This window comes from Solimicrobium silvestre (assembly GCF_002976435.1).
Lineage (GTDB): Bacteria > Pseudomonadota > Gammaproteobacteria > Burkholderiales > Burkholderiaceae_D > Solimicrobium > Solimicrobium silvestre.
On the sequence record NZ_PUGF01000031.1, the window covers coordinates 21,109 to 35,261 of the forward strand.

Annotated in this window: 15 protein-coding genes; 1 reads left to right on the forward strand and 14 read right to left on the reverse strand. The window is 43.7% G+C overall.

Going from position 1 to position 14,153, the window contains the following annotated elements; genetic code table 11:
• Positions 1-159: 159 nt before the first annotated feature.
• The 13 genes from S2091_RS21475 to S2091_RS21535 form a co-directional block, all read right to left on the reverse strand.
• Positions 160-780: a hypothetical protein gene (locus S2091_RS21475; protein WP_105534024.1), complete on the reverse strand. Its 621-nt coding sequence runs from the start codon at positions 778-780 to the stop codon at positions 160-162.
• A 475-nt stretch (positions 781-1,255) separates the two neighbouring features.
• Positions 1,256-3,004 carry a PglL family O-oligosaccharyltransferase gene (locus S2091_RS21480; protein ID WP_105534025.1) on the reverse strand — a complete coding sequence of 583 codons (1,749 nt, stop codon included), beginning with the start codon at positions 3,002-3,004 and terminating at the stop codon, positions 1,256-1,258.
• Positions 3,005-3,080: 76 nt separating this feature from the next.
• On the reverse strand, positions 3,081-3,809 hold the full coding sequence (gene tfpZ, locus S2091_RS21485; RefSeq protein ID WP_279338279.1) for a TfpX/TfpZ family type IV pilin accessory protein: 729 nt from the start codon (positions 3,807-3,809) through the stop codon (positions 3,081-3,083).
• A gap of 82 nt (positions 3,810-3,891) precedes the next feature.
• Positions 3,892-4,344 carry a pilin gene (locus S2091_RS21490; RefSeq protein ID WP_105534027.1) on the reverse strand — a complete coding sequence of 151 codons (453 nt, stop codon included), beginning with the start codon at positions 4,342-4,344 and terminating at the stop codon, positions 3,892-3,894.
• A gap of 206 nt (positions 4,345-4,550) precedes the next feature.
• Entirely contained in the window at positions 4,551-4,994 is a 444-nt protein-coding gene (locus S2091_RS21495) for a pilin (RefSeq protein WP_105534028.1), read from the reverse strand.
• 259 nt (positions 4,995-5,253) lie between these two features.
• Positions 5,254-5,862 carry an FHA domain-containing protein gene (locus S2091_RS21500; protein WP_105534029.1) on the reverse strand — a complete coding sequence of 203 codons (609 nt, stop codon included), beginning with the start codon at positions 5,860-5,862 and terminating at the stop codon, positions 5,254-5,256.
• A 122-nt stretch (positions 5,863-5,984) separates the two neighbouring features.
• Positions 5,985-6,782, reverse strand: a complete 798-nt coding sequence (locus S2091_RS21505; RefSeq protein WP_105534030.1) for a Stp1/IreP family PP2C-type Ser/Thr phosphatase — start codon at positions 6,780-6,782, stop codon at positions 5,985-5,987.
• Between the two features lie 171 nt (positions 6,783-6,953).
• Positions 6,954-7,835 carry a succinate--CoA ligase subunit alpha gene (gene sucD / locus S2091_RS21510; protein ID WP_105534031.1) on the reverse strand — a complete coding sequence of 294 codons (882 nt, stop codon included), beginning with the start codon at positions 7,833-7,835 and terminating at the stop codon, positions 6,954-6,956.
• A 12-nt stretch (positions 7,836-7,847) separates the two neighbouring features.
• A complete protein-coding gene (gene sucC, locus S2091_RS21515) occupies positions 7,848-9,023 on the reverse strand; it encodes an ADP-forming succinate--CoA ligase subunit beta (protein ID WP_105534032.1) in 1,176 nt (391 codons plus the stop codon).
• A 79-nt stretch (positions 9,024-9,102) separates the two neighbouring features.
• Entirely contained in the window at positions 9,103-9,699 is a 597-nt protein-coding gene (locus S2091_RS21520; protein ID WP_105534033.1) for a DUF2889 domain-containing protein, read from the reverse strand.
• A 283-nt stretch (positions 9,700-9,982) separates the two neighbouring features.
• A complete protein-coding gene (gene recX / locus S2091_RS21525) occupies positions 9,983-10,477 on the reverse strand; it encodes a recombination regulator RecX (RefSeq protein WP_105534034.1) in 495 nt (164 codons plus the stop codon).
• Positions 10,431-11,582 (reverse strand): recombinase RecA, encoded by a 1,152-nt coding sequence (gene recA / locus S2091_RS21530; RefSeq protein WP_105534035.1) that lies wholly within the window; start codon positions 11,580-11,582, stop codon positions 10,431-10,433. Before recA ends, recX begins: the two co-directional genes overlap by 47 nt.
• Positions 11,583-11,778: 196 nt before the next feature.
• The gene (locus tag S2091_RS21535; RefSeq protein ID WP_105534036.1) at positions 11,779-12,027 is read right to left on the reverse strand and encodes a hypothetical protein; all 249 of its coding nucleotides are present in this window, start codon (positions 12,025-12,027) and stop codon (positions 11,779-11,781) included.
• A gap of 248 nt (positions 12,028-12,275) precedes the next feature.
• Between S2091_RS21535 and S2091_RS21540 the strand changes: the two genes are divergently transcribed.
• Positions 12,276-12,857: a TMEM175 family protein gene (locus tag S2091_RS21540; RefSeq protein ID WP_105534037.1), complete on the forward strand. Its 582-nt coding sequence runs from the start codon at positions 12,276-12,278 to the stop codon at positions 12,855-12,857.
• A 43-nt stretch (positions 12,858-12,900) separates the two neighbouring features.
• Here S2091_RS21540 and purM read toward each other — a convergent pair whose 3' ends face one another.
• Positions 12,901-13,944: a phosphoribosylformylglycinamidine cyclo-ligase gene (purM, locus tag S2091_RS21545; protein WP_105534038.1), complete on the reverse strand. Its 1,044-nt coding sequence runs from the start codon at positions 13,942-13,944 to the stop codon at positions 12,901-12,903.
• Positions 13,945-14,153: the final 209 nt, after the last annotated feature.

The following is a 14,153-nucleotide window of genomic DNA, read 5'->3' on the forward strand; positions in this document are numbered from 1 at the left end:
AAGCGGTCATTCACAGCACTAAAATTATTTGGGGATTCCCCAATAACTGGCGCAAGCGTATCACGGCGTCCAAACCACGTCATCCCGCATTATGGAGCGAGGGGTTCGATCGACTTTGCAGATTGCGGCCCTTGTTCGAAAATATGGCCAGGAGCCGGGTCACGATTGAATCACCTGGCCTCCCGCATTCAAATATTGAGGCACACTGCCAGGGACATTCGTCGCCTGCTGAACGCTCAGCGGCCCTGAGCCAGGGGGCCAGCTCATCATCGCACGGAACGCATCGGGCTGTTTGGCTTGCAGTGCGAATATGTCGCTGATGATTTGTCCCGGCGGGGTTCCTTTTGCGCTATCCGAGTTGTAAAGCTGAGTGACTTGGTTTTGATAAGACGCGTATTGCTTGGTGAAATAGGCTTGGCTGGCCACGGTCACCGGCGCGCCGTTCGTGTAAGTCACGGGGTCTCCAAAGGGCGCGCTGATCGACACCAAGCCGCCCACCGCCGATCCATCCATAGAGGTGTCGTGTGCCATCGCAGACGCCAAGCCCGCCCCCCATTGCGGATCGCTGTCGGCACTGGCGATAGTCCTGCTTTGATTTTGCTGATCTATCGCCATTGTTTGTTCATAGTTCAAATAGGTTTGGCCAGCTGCAGAAATAGCCACGCTGCTGGCCCCACCAGACGATTGAGGCTGGGAAGCGGGAATCTGCTGCCCGTCGCTTTGCGCCGTGCTGGAGACGAATGAGGGTTGCGAGGCGGAAATCGCTGAGACGAAAGACATGGCATGGCTCCTTTACAACTTGGACCAACATCCGAAGTTGGACTCTTGCGCGACATCATACCCGCGCCACCGTGGCGACGATCGATGGATCAGTCAGACAAAAGCATCTCAAATCCTCGAATTGGCGACAAACATGGGACTTTCAATACCCCGCCTCACTTGTGCTCTTACCTTCAATCTAGCACATTGCGGGAATGGCTTATTTGAAATGCGAATAAGCACATTACGGATTTATTACGGATTTTAGAGGTAGCTCTATAGGAGAAAAGTACCTTATTCAGTTCAATCCATCATCGGAGCGACGGAAACGCGGCGGGAGGGTAATTTAGGTGAAGTCACAAACGGGCTCTTAAAATAGCGTACAGCAAAAATAAGTCGCTATTTTACCTGTTCGTAGCACATTGGGTGAGGTGCGTCAGAACAAAACGCCGCATCAATAGTATGTTGATGCGGCGCAAATGGTGTTTTGTTACGATTATTTTTTGGAAGAAGTTGATTCAGTTTCAGGTTTGTTAGCGGAATCTGGCTTAGGCATACGCTTAAATATCTCAGAAAAATTACGGGGATCTTGCTCCGCATATTTCGCCCACAAAGCGTAACTTTTCGGATAATAATTCTGATTTAAACGTTGATTCGCCGTCATTACCTGTAAAGCTTCTGTTGCCCGCTGATTTAAGGCGTACGCCAGAGCCAACCTTTCCAAAACAGGGGGAAATCCAAAACTGAGTGACATTTTTTCAAGGAAAGTAATATCTTGTGCTGGCATTCCTGTATAAATCTTGATTTTATCGATACGGAAATAATCGTAAAACTGCGGAAACAAAGTAAATTCAGGTTTATCTGTGCCTCCCTTCCCTTTAGTAGAGCCCATTTGCTCCCAATACAAAGCCTGGAAACCATCTACTACGCGATGATAATCCCAACTTACCGCACCAATTGCAAGCAGTGCAGCGACAAAAAAACTAATAATCCAACTACGTACACAACCAAACTGAAGCCCCCCTAAATTTGAGCCATGTGCAGCGCCAACCATAACGCCAAACGGAATTAATATATATGCATTCCAGAGCGGAAATTCAACCATACTATGTACCGCTACTGCACAAAACATCAAACTAAGATAACGAATATGTACATTACGCCAATATTTAAGACAACTGACATAGAACCAGTAAACTGTGCTTGCAACAATCAGCAATGTAGCCGGCCAACCAAGTTCAGCAGCCAAATTGAGCACAAAATTATGCGCATAATCACTCATTCCCACTGGCTCAAACAAAGGTGATAACGCCACTTGATATTGACCGAACTGCAACCAGCCAACACCAAACCACGGATGCATTAAACTCATCACCCACGCTTGATGCCACAAGATAAGCCGCTCATTATGTCCAGCACGCTGAGCAGCGGTTTCAAATGAATGATAACCAACATAAGACAAAAAACTCGGTGCAAAAACCACCATTAAAGCAAATAAAAACAATAAGAATACAAGCACATGCCGATCCACTAGCTTGCAATCGCGTGGATGAAACCAACAAGCAAGAACAAACAAAGGCAAAATAATCCAGGCAATTCGGGATTGGGTAAGGGTTAATCCCCACAATACAATCATCACAATACTAATTGCCATCGATTTATTTAGACGGCTGCTCTGATACATCCACCATACAGACGCAAGTGAAAAACACATCAATAAAGCCAATAAATTAGGTTGAGCAAGATTAGCATATAGGCGGCTGACGATTCCATTTACATTCGTAGGCATCACAAACGGCATAGCGTTCAAACCAGCTATCTGAATATGTTGAAACACCACCGATAACAATGAAGTCACCACAAATACACAAGAAAACGCAAAGCAAAGCTTTTCCATCCCTTGTAGATGCCTGACTAGCGTAGCACCAAAAATGATCGCCAATATAAAACAAAATAGTTCAACAATTGGAAAAAAACTATCCATCGGCATCAACAAAAATCCGTTCCAAGTCTGTAGAGCAATGATAATTATCATGCCTATTGGCAAAAATACGGCGGATGGTATTTGTATAGTTAGTTTTGGACTAAAACTTAAAAAACCAATACCAAATACCAATGCTGTTATCGTCAAAGCATCATGATAATAATTACGGTATGGATGGATATGAAAAGGATGAATGTAACTACAAAACAAAAAAAACGCGAATATCCCAATGACGTAGTTCAGTTGTTTATTATTAAGCATAAATAGGGAAAGTTATAATGAGGAAGTTACTTCAAGGCACTGTCGCGTCTTATGCTTACAGACTTGTCGGCAAAGATTAAATAATACCGATAATTTCACCTGTCTGTGCGTTAATTACCACAAACAATGCAATTCTCTTATTAATCAACGCTATAAATGACACGGATGTTCCTGCATTTTCACGTTCATATGATTTCAGCCGCTGCTTAGTCTCCGCATCGATTGTTTTCCATTCCTGACTCGTTTTTGCAGCCGCCTTAATTTGTTGTTGTATCTTATTCAACGGCACAAAATACTGCGGCAAATTTTGAATTCCCATGCCCGCCAGACTACTAAACACAATATCGTTTTTAATTTTTGGATCAGTTGGTTCCTGTGTACCGACATACTCAGGGCCAAATACAGGCAAACTTTTGAAATGGGTATCGGTTACCTTAGCTTGATCAGTTGCATCAATTTCATTCGCACGCACCATGTAAAACTTATTTTCTGCAAACGCTATGTAAACCGGGCGAACGGTATAAATTGACCAAACTCCATAGAATAAAAAACCTAACTGACAAAGTACAACAATAATCAGATCCTGTTTTAGTTTCTTTTTTTGAGGATTAAAAATAATCAATGTGACCAGTGGGCCAATAATAAGGTCGACGCAAATCAACAAACGCAATAGTTCCACACCTGCCGCAGCAGAAAACAGTTTACCGGGATACCAAACCTGGCTAACCATTAAAAAAAATACCGCCAAAAAACAGGCACTGCCAAACAAATGTAATGCTGATGCTTGAAATCTATTCATCTTCATGTTCACAACCAAAATAAAATCCCATTCAATTCAGTTAAAAAAAAGCACGGCTATACCGTGCTTTTTAGTAAATCGCAATATATTAACAAATTGATTGAGTAACACAAGTTGAAGCAGTGTTTTTTACCCAGGTAATCATTGTTGCTGAACCAGCCGCATTGAGAGTTGGATTCAATATATAAGTTTGACCAGACAAACCATTTACAGGGGTGCCAGCAGCTCCAACTGCTGTTGCTGTAATTGTGCCATTTGCAACAGTAACAACTGAAGCCAAATTACCTGTTGCGGCTGGAGCAGCACCAACTTCACCGGTAGTATTGGCGTTTGCGCACGCAGCCAATGCACCAGTATCAAGTGCGCATAATTCCACAGCCAATTTCCAAGGTGCAGTTGCACCAACTACTTCAGTAAATTTTGATTTAACCGTGTAGGTTTGATATTGAGGAACAGCAATTGCAGCTAAAATACCGATGATCGCAATAACAATCATTAATTCGATTAAAGTAAAACCTTTTTGGGTAGTTTGAGTATTCATTTAGTTTCTCCAGTGAAGTAGAACAATTTCTACATAATCTTTATCAAGCAAATTATGTGCCAGAACCTTCTCTTGATTTACAGCAAAAATTTTGTGTGATTACAATATAAAGCAAGTAAATTTTGTCACTCTGTGACGTATATTGTCATCTACACCTACATATTGGGTCAATAAATAGCAGTGACAATTCACGGCAATGGTAATAATTAACACAGACCCAGGCCTACACATCCACTAGTTGTAAGCTTAGTCCAGACAATCAATGTCGAACTATTAACAGCATTTAATTGCGGTGATAAAGTATAGTCAGTCTGCACGCCAACTGAGGCACCAGAATTACTCGTTGCCGCAATAACTCCAGCATCAGATACATTAATTGATAGAACCTGGCCAGACGCAACAGCGTTAGCGGGCACTCCATTACTTCCTCCAGAGCACCCTGTGATCGCCCCCCCAAGCGCCAAACCCTGTTGAATCACGCATACCTCAACGCCAAGTTTAAATGGCGTAGTTGCCTGTATCACTTCAGTAAAATAAGATCTTTTCGTATACTGCTGGTATTGTGGAATAGCAACAGCCGCCAAAATTCCAATAATGGCAATCACTATCATCAACTCAATTAAAGTAAATCCTTGTTGTGCCGCTTTCATTTTGCTTCCCTCGCTTCATTAATAGTTATAGTAAAGCAGTAAGCAATAAGCAAGCCATGTAAGATTTTGTAACCTAATTGTGCTAAAAAAACCGTAGTTTTATCCAATAAAACCAACACACCAATTCAGCTAATTACCCAAAGGAACCACAAACATTGCTGGTAGGGATTTTATGTTTCCGCTGACGTGGGAATCCCGCTATGGCTTTGATATTTTCACAAATCACGCACAAAGCCATCTTGCTACAACAATCAATAACTCAACCCGTTTGGAACATTAACCTCGTACCAGACAAATCAATCACATCGCCTTGCTTTAATTCACGCACTTTATTACCGATGCCAGCATCATTAACCAAGGTGGATTGAGCGCCTTCGACATGCGTTAAAAAATAAGTATTATTGGTACGAGTGATGGTAGCAACTTGAACTCCGGGAGTGCCGAGCGTTGTGAGTTCTTTGCTTAAAACCAATTGTCGGCCAGCATTACTTCCATTCAATACTTTTACAAAAGCATGTTTAACCGATGCGCCGGGAACAGGATTAGGATCAGGAAATTGGCTATTAATAACATGATGCATGCCATCCATTTCAAACCGCAACTTGTACTTGGCGAGTGAAATCACATCACCATTTTGCAAAAAATGACGCTTAACTGGTTGCCCATTTACTTGCGTACCATTGGTACTGTTAAGATCTTCCAGAAAAGAATCGTTGCTGTGCGTTTCAATAACAGCATGCTCACCACTAATGGCAAGGTGATTTAACACCACGTCATTGCTTGGACGCCGACCTATGGTGATTTTGACTTTATTAATGGGGATTTCTTGTAATATTGCGCCTTCGAGTGTCACGCTTATTTTTGCCATTGATAAACTCCATGAATATTTTAGCTATTTTATTTGCAACCATTAAAAGTGGTGGCGTTAAATAGAATGTATGTGCAAAATGCTACATAGCAATAGTATAAGCACGATTCGTGCCTTGCAATTTAGAAAAGTTGCTTTAAACCAAAATTTTTAATACTGTTTATTTTAAACAAAATGACCGAAATATTATCTCGCCCGCCTTCCTCGTTAGCTAAGCGAATTAATTCAGCGCACATGTCTTGAATATTTACATTATCTTGTTGCAACGTTTCTTGTATTTTTTGTGCACTGAGCATATCAGATAAGCCGTCAGAACAAAGTAAATAAACATCGCCTATCTCAACTTGATGTAAATTTACTTCGGTTTCCACCGGATAAGACACGCCAACCGCTCGCGTTACTAGGTTTTTAATATCAGAATACTGGGCAGTTTCAACACTGATCATCCCCGCATCGATTTGCTCTTGAACAACAGAGTGGTCATGGGTGATTTGGGTTAACTGGCCTTGCCGATAGCGATAAGCACGTGAATCGCCGACATGCGCCACAACTAATATATCGCGATAACAAACCGACATGACCAACGTGGTCCCCATGCCGAAATACTGCGGCTCGGTCAGTGCGGCTTGCAAAATAGTGTTATTTGCCAGCTCAATTGCCTGCTCTACAATTAGCTGAAGATCATCGGGCTGGTAAGGGATTAAATGTGACAAAAACCGGTGTAATTTTTCATTTACATAGTCCTTAATCACTGTGATAGCGATTTCACTCGCAACTTCACCCGCATTATAGCCGCCCATCCCGTCCGCCAAAATGGTCATGGCGCTTTCTGGACAGACTGCAATCGCATCTTCGTTATGCACACGCTTTAAACCGGTATCGGTTTGGGATGCATAATCTATGCTGTCGCTATTAGGCATGAACAAAAACTCTCACTGTTTTACTAGCTGTATTTTATAAGCTAATTTAATTCGATAGCACGGGTTAATAACTATAACAAAACCAACTTAAGCTAGGTGCTAAAAACTTTAACAAAGAGTAACAAAAAAGGGAAGCATATGCTTCCCTTAATTCCCTGCAGTGCATAAAACTTAAAGCATAGCTTTCAACAAACGAGCCATTTCTGATGGGTTTTTAGTCGCTTTAATACCACACTCAGCCATAATATCTAACTTGGCTTGCGCTGTATCTGCGCCGCCAGAAATCAACGCGCCGGCATGGCCCATGCGCTTACCTGGAGGAGCTGTTACACCAGCGATAAAGCACACTACTGGTTTTTTCATGTTGTCACGAATCCAGTAAGCGGCATTCGCCTCGTCAGGTCCGCCGATTTCACCGATCATAATTACGGCATCAGTATCTGGATCATCATTAAAGGCTTTCATGATGTCGATATGTTTTAAACCGTTAATTGGATCGCCACCAATACCAACTGCTGTTGACTGACCTAAGCCCAACGCAGTTAATTGACCAACTGCTTCATAAGTCAATGTACCTGAGCGTGACACCACGCCGATACGACCTTTACGGTGAATGTGGCCTGGCATAATCCCGATTTTGATTTCATCAGGAGTAATCAAGCCTGGGCAATTTGGGCCTAACAACAATGTTTTGCTACCAGCTTTAGCCATGCGGTCTTTCAACATCATCATGTCGCGCACTGGAATGCCTTCGGTAATACAAATTGCTAAATCCAAGTCAGCTTCTACGGCTTCCCAAATAGCGGCAGCAGCGCCAGCTGGCGGTACGTAAATAACTGAAACAGTTGCACCAGTAGCGGCTTTAGCTTCGCCAACATTCGCAAAAATTGGAATGCCTTCAAAGTCTTCACCGGCTTTTTTCGGGTTCACACCTGCGACGAAACAGTTTTTACCGTTAGCGTAGTCACGACAGCCGCGAGTATGGAACTGACCGGTTTTGCCGGTAATACCCTGGGTGATTACTTTGGTGTCTTTATTGATTAAGATTGACATAGTGTTTCCTTCTTATTTAGCTGAAAACGCGGCAGCAGCAGCAACCACTTTCTGAGCAGCTTCTTCCATCGTATCTGCGGAGATAATAGGCAAACCAGAGTCAGCCAACATTTTTTTACCGATTTCTTCGTTAGTACCCTTCATGCGTACTACCAAAGGTACCGTCAACGATACTGCTTTAGAGGCAGTAATAACGCCTTCAGCAATAACATCACAACGCATAATGCCGCCGAAAATGTTAACCAGAATTGCTTTCAAACCTGGGTTTTTCAACATGATCTTGAATGCTTCGGTTACTTTTTCTGCTGTTGCTCCGCCGCCGACGTCCAGGAAATTGGCTGGCTCACCGCCAAACAATTTAATGGTATCCATTGTTGCCATCGCCAAACCTGCGCCATTAACTAAACAACCGATATTGCCGTCTAAAGAGATGTAAGCCAAATCGAATTTAGATGCTTCGATTTCTGCTGGATCTTCTTCATCCAGATCGCGGTAAGCCACGATTTCTGGTTGACGGAACAAGGCGTTGGAATCAAAGTTGAACTTAGCGTCCAAAGCGATAATTTTGCCAGAACCGGTTACGATCAATGGGTTAATTTCAGCCAAAGAAGCATCGGTTTCCATGAAAGCAGCGTACAAGCCTTTTAATTGAGTGCGAGCATCAACGACAGACGCTTCCGGCACACCAATTTTGCGGCAAATATCATCCGCTTCAGCATCTTGTAAACCCGCTGTTGGATCGATTGCGATCTGATGAATTTTTTCTGGATGGGAAGCGGCAACTTCTTCAATATCCATACCGCCTTCGCTCGATGCCATCAGCACCACGCGTTGACTGATACGGTCTGTCACCAGACTGATGTACAGTTCTTGTTTAATGTCAGCGCCTTCTTCTACCAACAAGCGACGCACTTTTTGGCCTTCTGGGCTAGTTTGATGCGTGATTAACTGCATGCCCATGATGGCATCCGCGTATTCTTTCACTTGCTCCAGCGTTTTTGCTACTTTCACGCCGCCGCCTTTACCACGACCGCCTGCATGAATTTGCGCTTTAACAACCCAAACTGGGCCACCTAACGTTTCAGCCGCTTTAACAGCTTCTTCAACTGACATACACGGAATTCCGCGTGGCACTGTTACTCCGAATTTACGGAGAATTTCTTTACCCTGATACTCATGGATTTTCATGCGATTTCCCTTCGAACGCGTTTAAATAAAAATTAAACAAAATGTGACCAGATTGACCTGTTATTGCGAGATTGTCTTATTACGCACTGGCTTGCTTCACCCAGCGCGGATAATATGTTGCAACTGCTCCGCTATCGAGCTTTAAAGCATGACAGCGGTCTAACTGAAAAGGTTGTTGCTGATTGTCTTGCACAGTAGCATTAATAGCGTTTTTAACTTCGCCACCGCCAACTTCATGGGTTTTCAATACTTCGCCCGCAAATGCCTGAAGAGCTGCAGTAGGTAATACCTGGGCTAACTCGGTTAAATGAGTGCAACCACGGGTTCCACCTAAACGCACTTTAACTTCATGACGGAATTGTTTGAGCAAATTCAAACCGACCAACTTAGTATAGTCAGGCGTAATTGCATTGCAATATCCGGGGTAAGGGTGCGCGCTTGAAACCGCTTCTGCATCAACAATATCAAATTGCGTGTTGATGCAAATACGTAGACCAAGGTCATGAATCGGCATTCCGGCAGGGCGTAGGCCGGAGGCTAATTGCGTGTCAGAGGTTTTGGTATCGCGAATTCTGGCTTCAATGTCCCACAAGCTATCTTCTCGAGCGTAAGCGTCGATTTCAATAACACGGCTGTGTTTTAAAGCGCGGCGGGAATTGGGTGGTGAAAAAAACATGGGGAGAGGCTAGGCTATCTTCTACGCTGTATTCTACTAACTACTAACTAAAATCAAAAAGCCGCATGTCGAGTCGTTGGCATAGTTTCTACGCTAACAGCCGCTCTTGCGGCACTACAAAATATCACGGGATTTTAGCACAGCTGATCAGCGATCAGTTCTTTTCTGGATAAATTGAGCGGTTGCAAGCGGCGTTATCAGCGTTAAATCTGGAATTTCTCAGCAATAGCGCCCAAATTATTGCAAAAAATGAAAAACTCAGCAAGTTTGAGCACAAACAAACTTAGTCCATTCCATCCAACTCGTCCACCTCACCGCGTAATGCAACCCGAATCGCACTGGACGAAAAACCACGCTGGGCTAAAAACCGGATTTGCTTGGCGCGTTGTTCCGGTGTGGTTTTTTCTGTGGGATTGATGGTGTGAGCAAACTTCTTTTGCCAAACAGCGCAGGCGCGCGCTACTTCCGACTCAGCCAATTCCGCTTTGCTTTGTGCTAATAACAGAGGATCCAAACCATGTGTTTGCAGCTCAGCCAAAATGCGGCTATTGCCGTAGCTTTCTGAACGACGTCGCACTAAGGCCTCGGAAAATCGCTCACAGGATAGAAATTTAGCTTTTTCTAAAAAATCCAATAAGGCTTCCACATCATCCTCTTCCTGCGCGAAACGCACCAGCTTACGCCCAAGCTCAAGCCGGCTGTGTTCACGCAGGAAAAGGTAATGAAGCGCCCTATTCTTTAGACTGAGCTTTTGCTGCTTTTGCTGCGCTTGGTGCATTTACTGAGCTTTCATCCACGTTGTCTGCTAAAGCTGAAGCTGCGGCAGCCGCTGCTGCCTTGCTAACTTTAGGTGCTGCAATCACAGGCAAAGGTCGCACACCTAAATGCTCACGCACTTTATTTTCAATTTCACGCGCTAAGGCTGGGCGCTCTTTTAAATAGTTACGAGCATTATCTTTACCTTGTCCAATACGCTCACCATTGTAACTATACCAAGCGCCGGCTTTTTCGACGATTTTGGCATCGGAACCTAAATCAAGAATTTCGCCTTCGCGGGAAGTTCCTTCGCCGTACATGATGTCAAAGTGTGCTTCTTTGAACGGAGGGGCAACTTTGTTTTTAACGACTTTTACTTTTGTTTCATTACCGATCACTTCTTCGCCCGATTTAATACCGCCGGTGCGACGGATATCTAAACGCACTGAAGCGTAAAACTTCAGGGCATTACCACCAGTAGTGGTTTCTGGATTACCGAACATCACGCCGATTTTCATGCGGATTTGATTAATGAAAATAACCAGGGTATTCGTGCGATTGATACTACCGGTCAATTTACGCAAGGCTTGTGACATTAAACGCGCTTGTAGGCCAGGTAACGATGCGCCCATGTCGCCTTCAATTTCGGCCTTCGGCGTTAATGCAGCGACTGAATCGATCACGATCAGATCAACACTGCCTGAACGCACCAACGCATCGGTAATTTCTAAAGCCTGTTCGCCGGTATCAGGCTGGGAAATCAGCAGATCAGATAAAACAACATCCAGTTTTTGTGCGTAGCCAACATCAAGTGCATGTTCGGCATCAATAAATGCGCATGTGCCGCCGAGTTTTTGCATTTCAGCAATAACTTGCAATGCCAAGGTAGTTTTACCTGATGATTCCGGTCCGTAGATTTCAATCACACGTCCACGTGGCAAGCCACCAACGCCCAAGGCAATATCTAATCCTAGGGAACCGGTGGATACCACGGCGACTTCTTCGACAACTTCACCGTCAGCCATACGCATGACCGAACCCTTGCCGAATTGTTTTTCAATTTGCGCTAAAGCGGCTGCCAGTGCTTTGGCTTTTTCTGCATTTGGAAGTGGTTTTTTATCGTCCATGATATCTTTCAGCAAGTAATTATGATGTGATTCAGATGTAATTTCGAAGTGATTCGGACCTGGTGAAACCGATTTTTCTTCAATACGGCGTATTCTACTTCAAATTTTTACCACTGTATAAAAAAACAGTGGAAAATTTAAAAAATTTTAAAACTGTTGCTACCACACCTAAAACTCTCACTCCCCAAAAAAACTATTATCGATCGCGGTAATAGTAACAAGCACCACATAAACCGATTCCAACCACGTACAACATCCAGGTAGATGGCACCGCGTACGGATAAAACATTAAAACGACACCTAACCATTTAATATAATTGTTCGTGGTTTTTTTTCCGAACCGGTAGGCGACATAGCCGATGATGCCAAACAAAATTGCACCAAATAAATAGGCCGGTGTAGGCAAGGTGAATCCTAATGATTCCAGGGTGTTTATTTCATCCATAAGGCGTTATCTATTGGTGGGTAGTGAAATTAATATTGCGCGGATTCATATAAAAACTGCGGCTGAAGAGTGCCTCACGTTGAGTGACCTGTAAAAACAAGATGGGATGTATGTAAAAACTACTTAAAAGCACGCTTTTTTTACACAAAAAGCCAAAACAAGTTCGAATTTTAATATAGAACAACAAATTCTTGGACAAGATTAGCTGACACCCCTACTATTATTTCTTTACACAAACAAAACCAGCTATGGAAAAAGGTCGCTTAGAAGCATTTAGTGATGGTGTTATCGCCGTTATCATCACCATCATGGTGCTGGAATTACATGTACCTCACGGCAATCAACTAGCCGACTTAGTGCCGCTACTGCCCAAGTTTCTTTGCTATGTGCTGAGTTTTATCAATGTAGGACTGTACTGGAATAATCATCACCATTTGATGCAAGCCGCCAAACACGTCAATGGCCGGATACTCTGGGCTAATTTGCACGTGTTATTTTGGATGTCGCTGATTCCGGTGACCACCGATTGGATGGGTGAAAATCATTTTGCGCAAACGCCAGTGATTTTATATGGCGTGGTGTTACTGATGTGCGGTGTTGCCTATTCTTTTTTGGTGAAGGCGCTAATTGCCAAACACGGCAAAGATTCAGTTTTAGCGCAAGCAATTGGACGTGACAAAAAAGGAAATATATCCGTCCTGCTATATGCGTTGGCGATAGCGTTAGCCTTTATCAGCTCTTGGATTGCGATGGGACTTTACCTGACTGTCGCGGCAATGTGGTTGATTCCCGATACCCGATTTGAAAAAATCATATATCAAAAAAAATAAGCCCCAGAACGGGGCTTATTTGAACTCATCAAACCTAGCAAATTTAAATCACTTGCGTCTGCGCTTCATCACCAGCACGAGCGCGGATTTCACCGATTTGCCAAACTTGTTCGCCAGCAGCAGTTAATTGCGCTAAGGCAGCAGCAGCATTTTCTTTCGACACAATCACGACCATGCCGATACCGCAGTTAAATACGCGGTGCATTTCAGCATCAGCGACGTTACCGTGTTCTTGCAACCAAGTAAACAATGGCGGCATTACCCATTTTGAATGATCCAAAATCGCGGTTAAATGCTTGCCTAACACGCGCGGTACGTTTTCAACCAAACCACCACCGGTAATGTGCGCCATGCCTTTAACTTCTAATGACTCGATCAACGCTAACAACGGTTTAACGTAAATACGGGTTGGTGCCATCAACACATCGGCTAATTTTTTACCGTGGAAATCGCCATCCAAATCAGGCTGCGCAACTTCAATGATTTTACGCACTAAAGAATAACCGTTGGAATGCGCGCCGGAAGAAGCTAAACCTAAGACGACATCGCTTGGCGTAATTTTTGAACCATCGATAATTTTTGATTTTTCAACCGCACCAACTGCGAAACCAGCCAGATCGTATTCGCCATCGGGATACATTGACGGCATTTCTGCAGTTTCACCACCGATTAATGCGCAACCAGCTTGTTCGCAACCGAGCGCAACGCCTTTAATTACATCGGCAGCAGCAGCGACATTCAATTTACCGCAAGCGAAATAATCAAGGAAAAACAACGGTTCTGCGCCTTGCACCAAAATATCATTGACGCTCATCGCGACTAAATCGATACCCACGGTGTCGTGGCGATTTAAGTGAAAAGCCAGTTTTAATTTAGTACCGACACCATCGGTGCCAGCCACTAAAACCGGCTCTTTATATTTTTTACTGACTTCAAACAACGCACCAAAGCCGCCGATGCCGGCCAAAACGCCTTCACGCATCGTGCGTTTTGCATAGGGTTTAATAACGTCAATTAAGGCGTCGCCAGCGTCGATGTCAACGCCTGCGTCGCGATAAGAAAGGGAAACTTTGGAGGATGATGTCATGATATCTGGCTAAGTATTTAGGGAGGAAGCAGTAAAAATAGCAGTAAAGGCGGCGCTATCGGGTAAAATTCGGTGTTTTGATTTGCAAGCAAGCTACTACTGCAAATACCACCAAGTGCCGACGAAACCGACATTTTAACAAATCGCACCTGATTCACCTATTGATTCGCATATTTTTACCGGACATTAGTTAAAAAGAACCATAAAAT

Bases quoted from the DNA above. Each gene is read 5' to 3' on its own strand.
- S2091_RS21490 (WP_105534027.1), bottom strand. From the start codon at position 4,344: ATGAATACTCAAACTACCCAAAAAGGTTTTACTTTAATCGAATTAATG.
- S2091_RS21495 (WP_105534028.1), bottom strand. From the start codon at position 4,994: ATGAAAGCGGCACAACAAGGATTTACTTTAATTGAGTTGATGATAGTG.
- S2091_RS21505 (WP_105534030.1), bottom strand. From the start codon at position 6,782: ATGCCTAATAGCGACAGCATAGATTATGCATCCCAAACCGATACCGGT.
- recA (WP_105534035.1), bottom strand. From the start codon at position 11,582: ATGGACGATAAAAAACCACTTCCAAATGCAGAAAAAGCCAAAGCACTG.
- S2091_RS21520 (WP_105534033.1), bottom strand. From the start codon at position 9,699: ATGTTTTTTTCACCACCCAATTCCCGCCGCGCTTTAAAACACAGCCGT.
- purM (WP_105534038.1), bottom strand. From the start codon at position 13,944: ATGACATCATCCTCCAAAGTTTCCCTTTCTTATCGCGACGCAGGCGTT.
- S2091_RS21540 (WP_105534037.1), top strand. From the start codon at position 12,276: ATGGAAAAAGGTCGCTTAGAAGCATTTAGTGATGGTGTTATCGCCGTT.
- S2091_RS21475 (WP_105534024.1), bottom strand. From the start codon at position 780: ATGTCTTTCGTCTCAGCGATTTCCGCCTCGCAACCCTCATTCGTCTCC.
- S2091_RS21480 (WP_105534025.1), bottom strand. From the start codon at position 3,004: ATGCTTAATAATAAACAACTGAACTACGTCATTGGGATATTCGCGTTT.
- S2091_RS21535 (WP_105534036.1), bottom strand. From the start codon at position 12,027: ATGGATGAAATAAACACCCTGGAATCATTAGGATTCACCTTGCCTACA.
- tfpZ (WP_279338279.1), bottom strand. From the start codon at position 3,809: ATGAAGATGAATAGATTTCAAGCATCAGCATTACATTTGTTTGGCAGT.
- S2091_RS21500 (WP_105534029.1), bottom strand. From the start codon at position 5,862: ATGGCAAAAATAAGCGTGACACTCGAAGGCGCAATATTACAAGAAATC.
- recX (WP_105534034.1), bottom strand. From the start codon at position 10,477: ATGCACCAAGCGCAGCAAAAGCAGCAAAAGCTCAGTCTAAAGAATAGG.
- sucC (WP_105534032.1), bottom strand. From the start codon at position 9,023: ATGAAAATCCATGAGTATCAGGGTAAAGAAATTCTCCGTAAATTCGGA.
- sucD (WP_105534031.1), bottom strand. From the start codon at position 7,835: ATGTCAATCTTAATCAATAAAGACACCAAAGTAATCACCCAGGGTATT.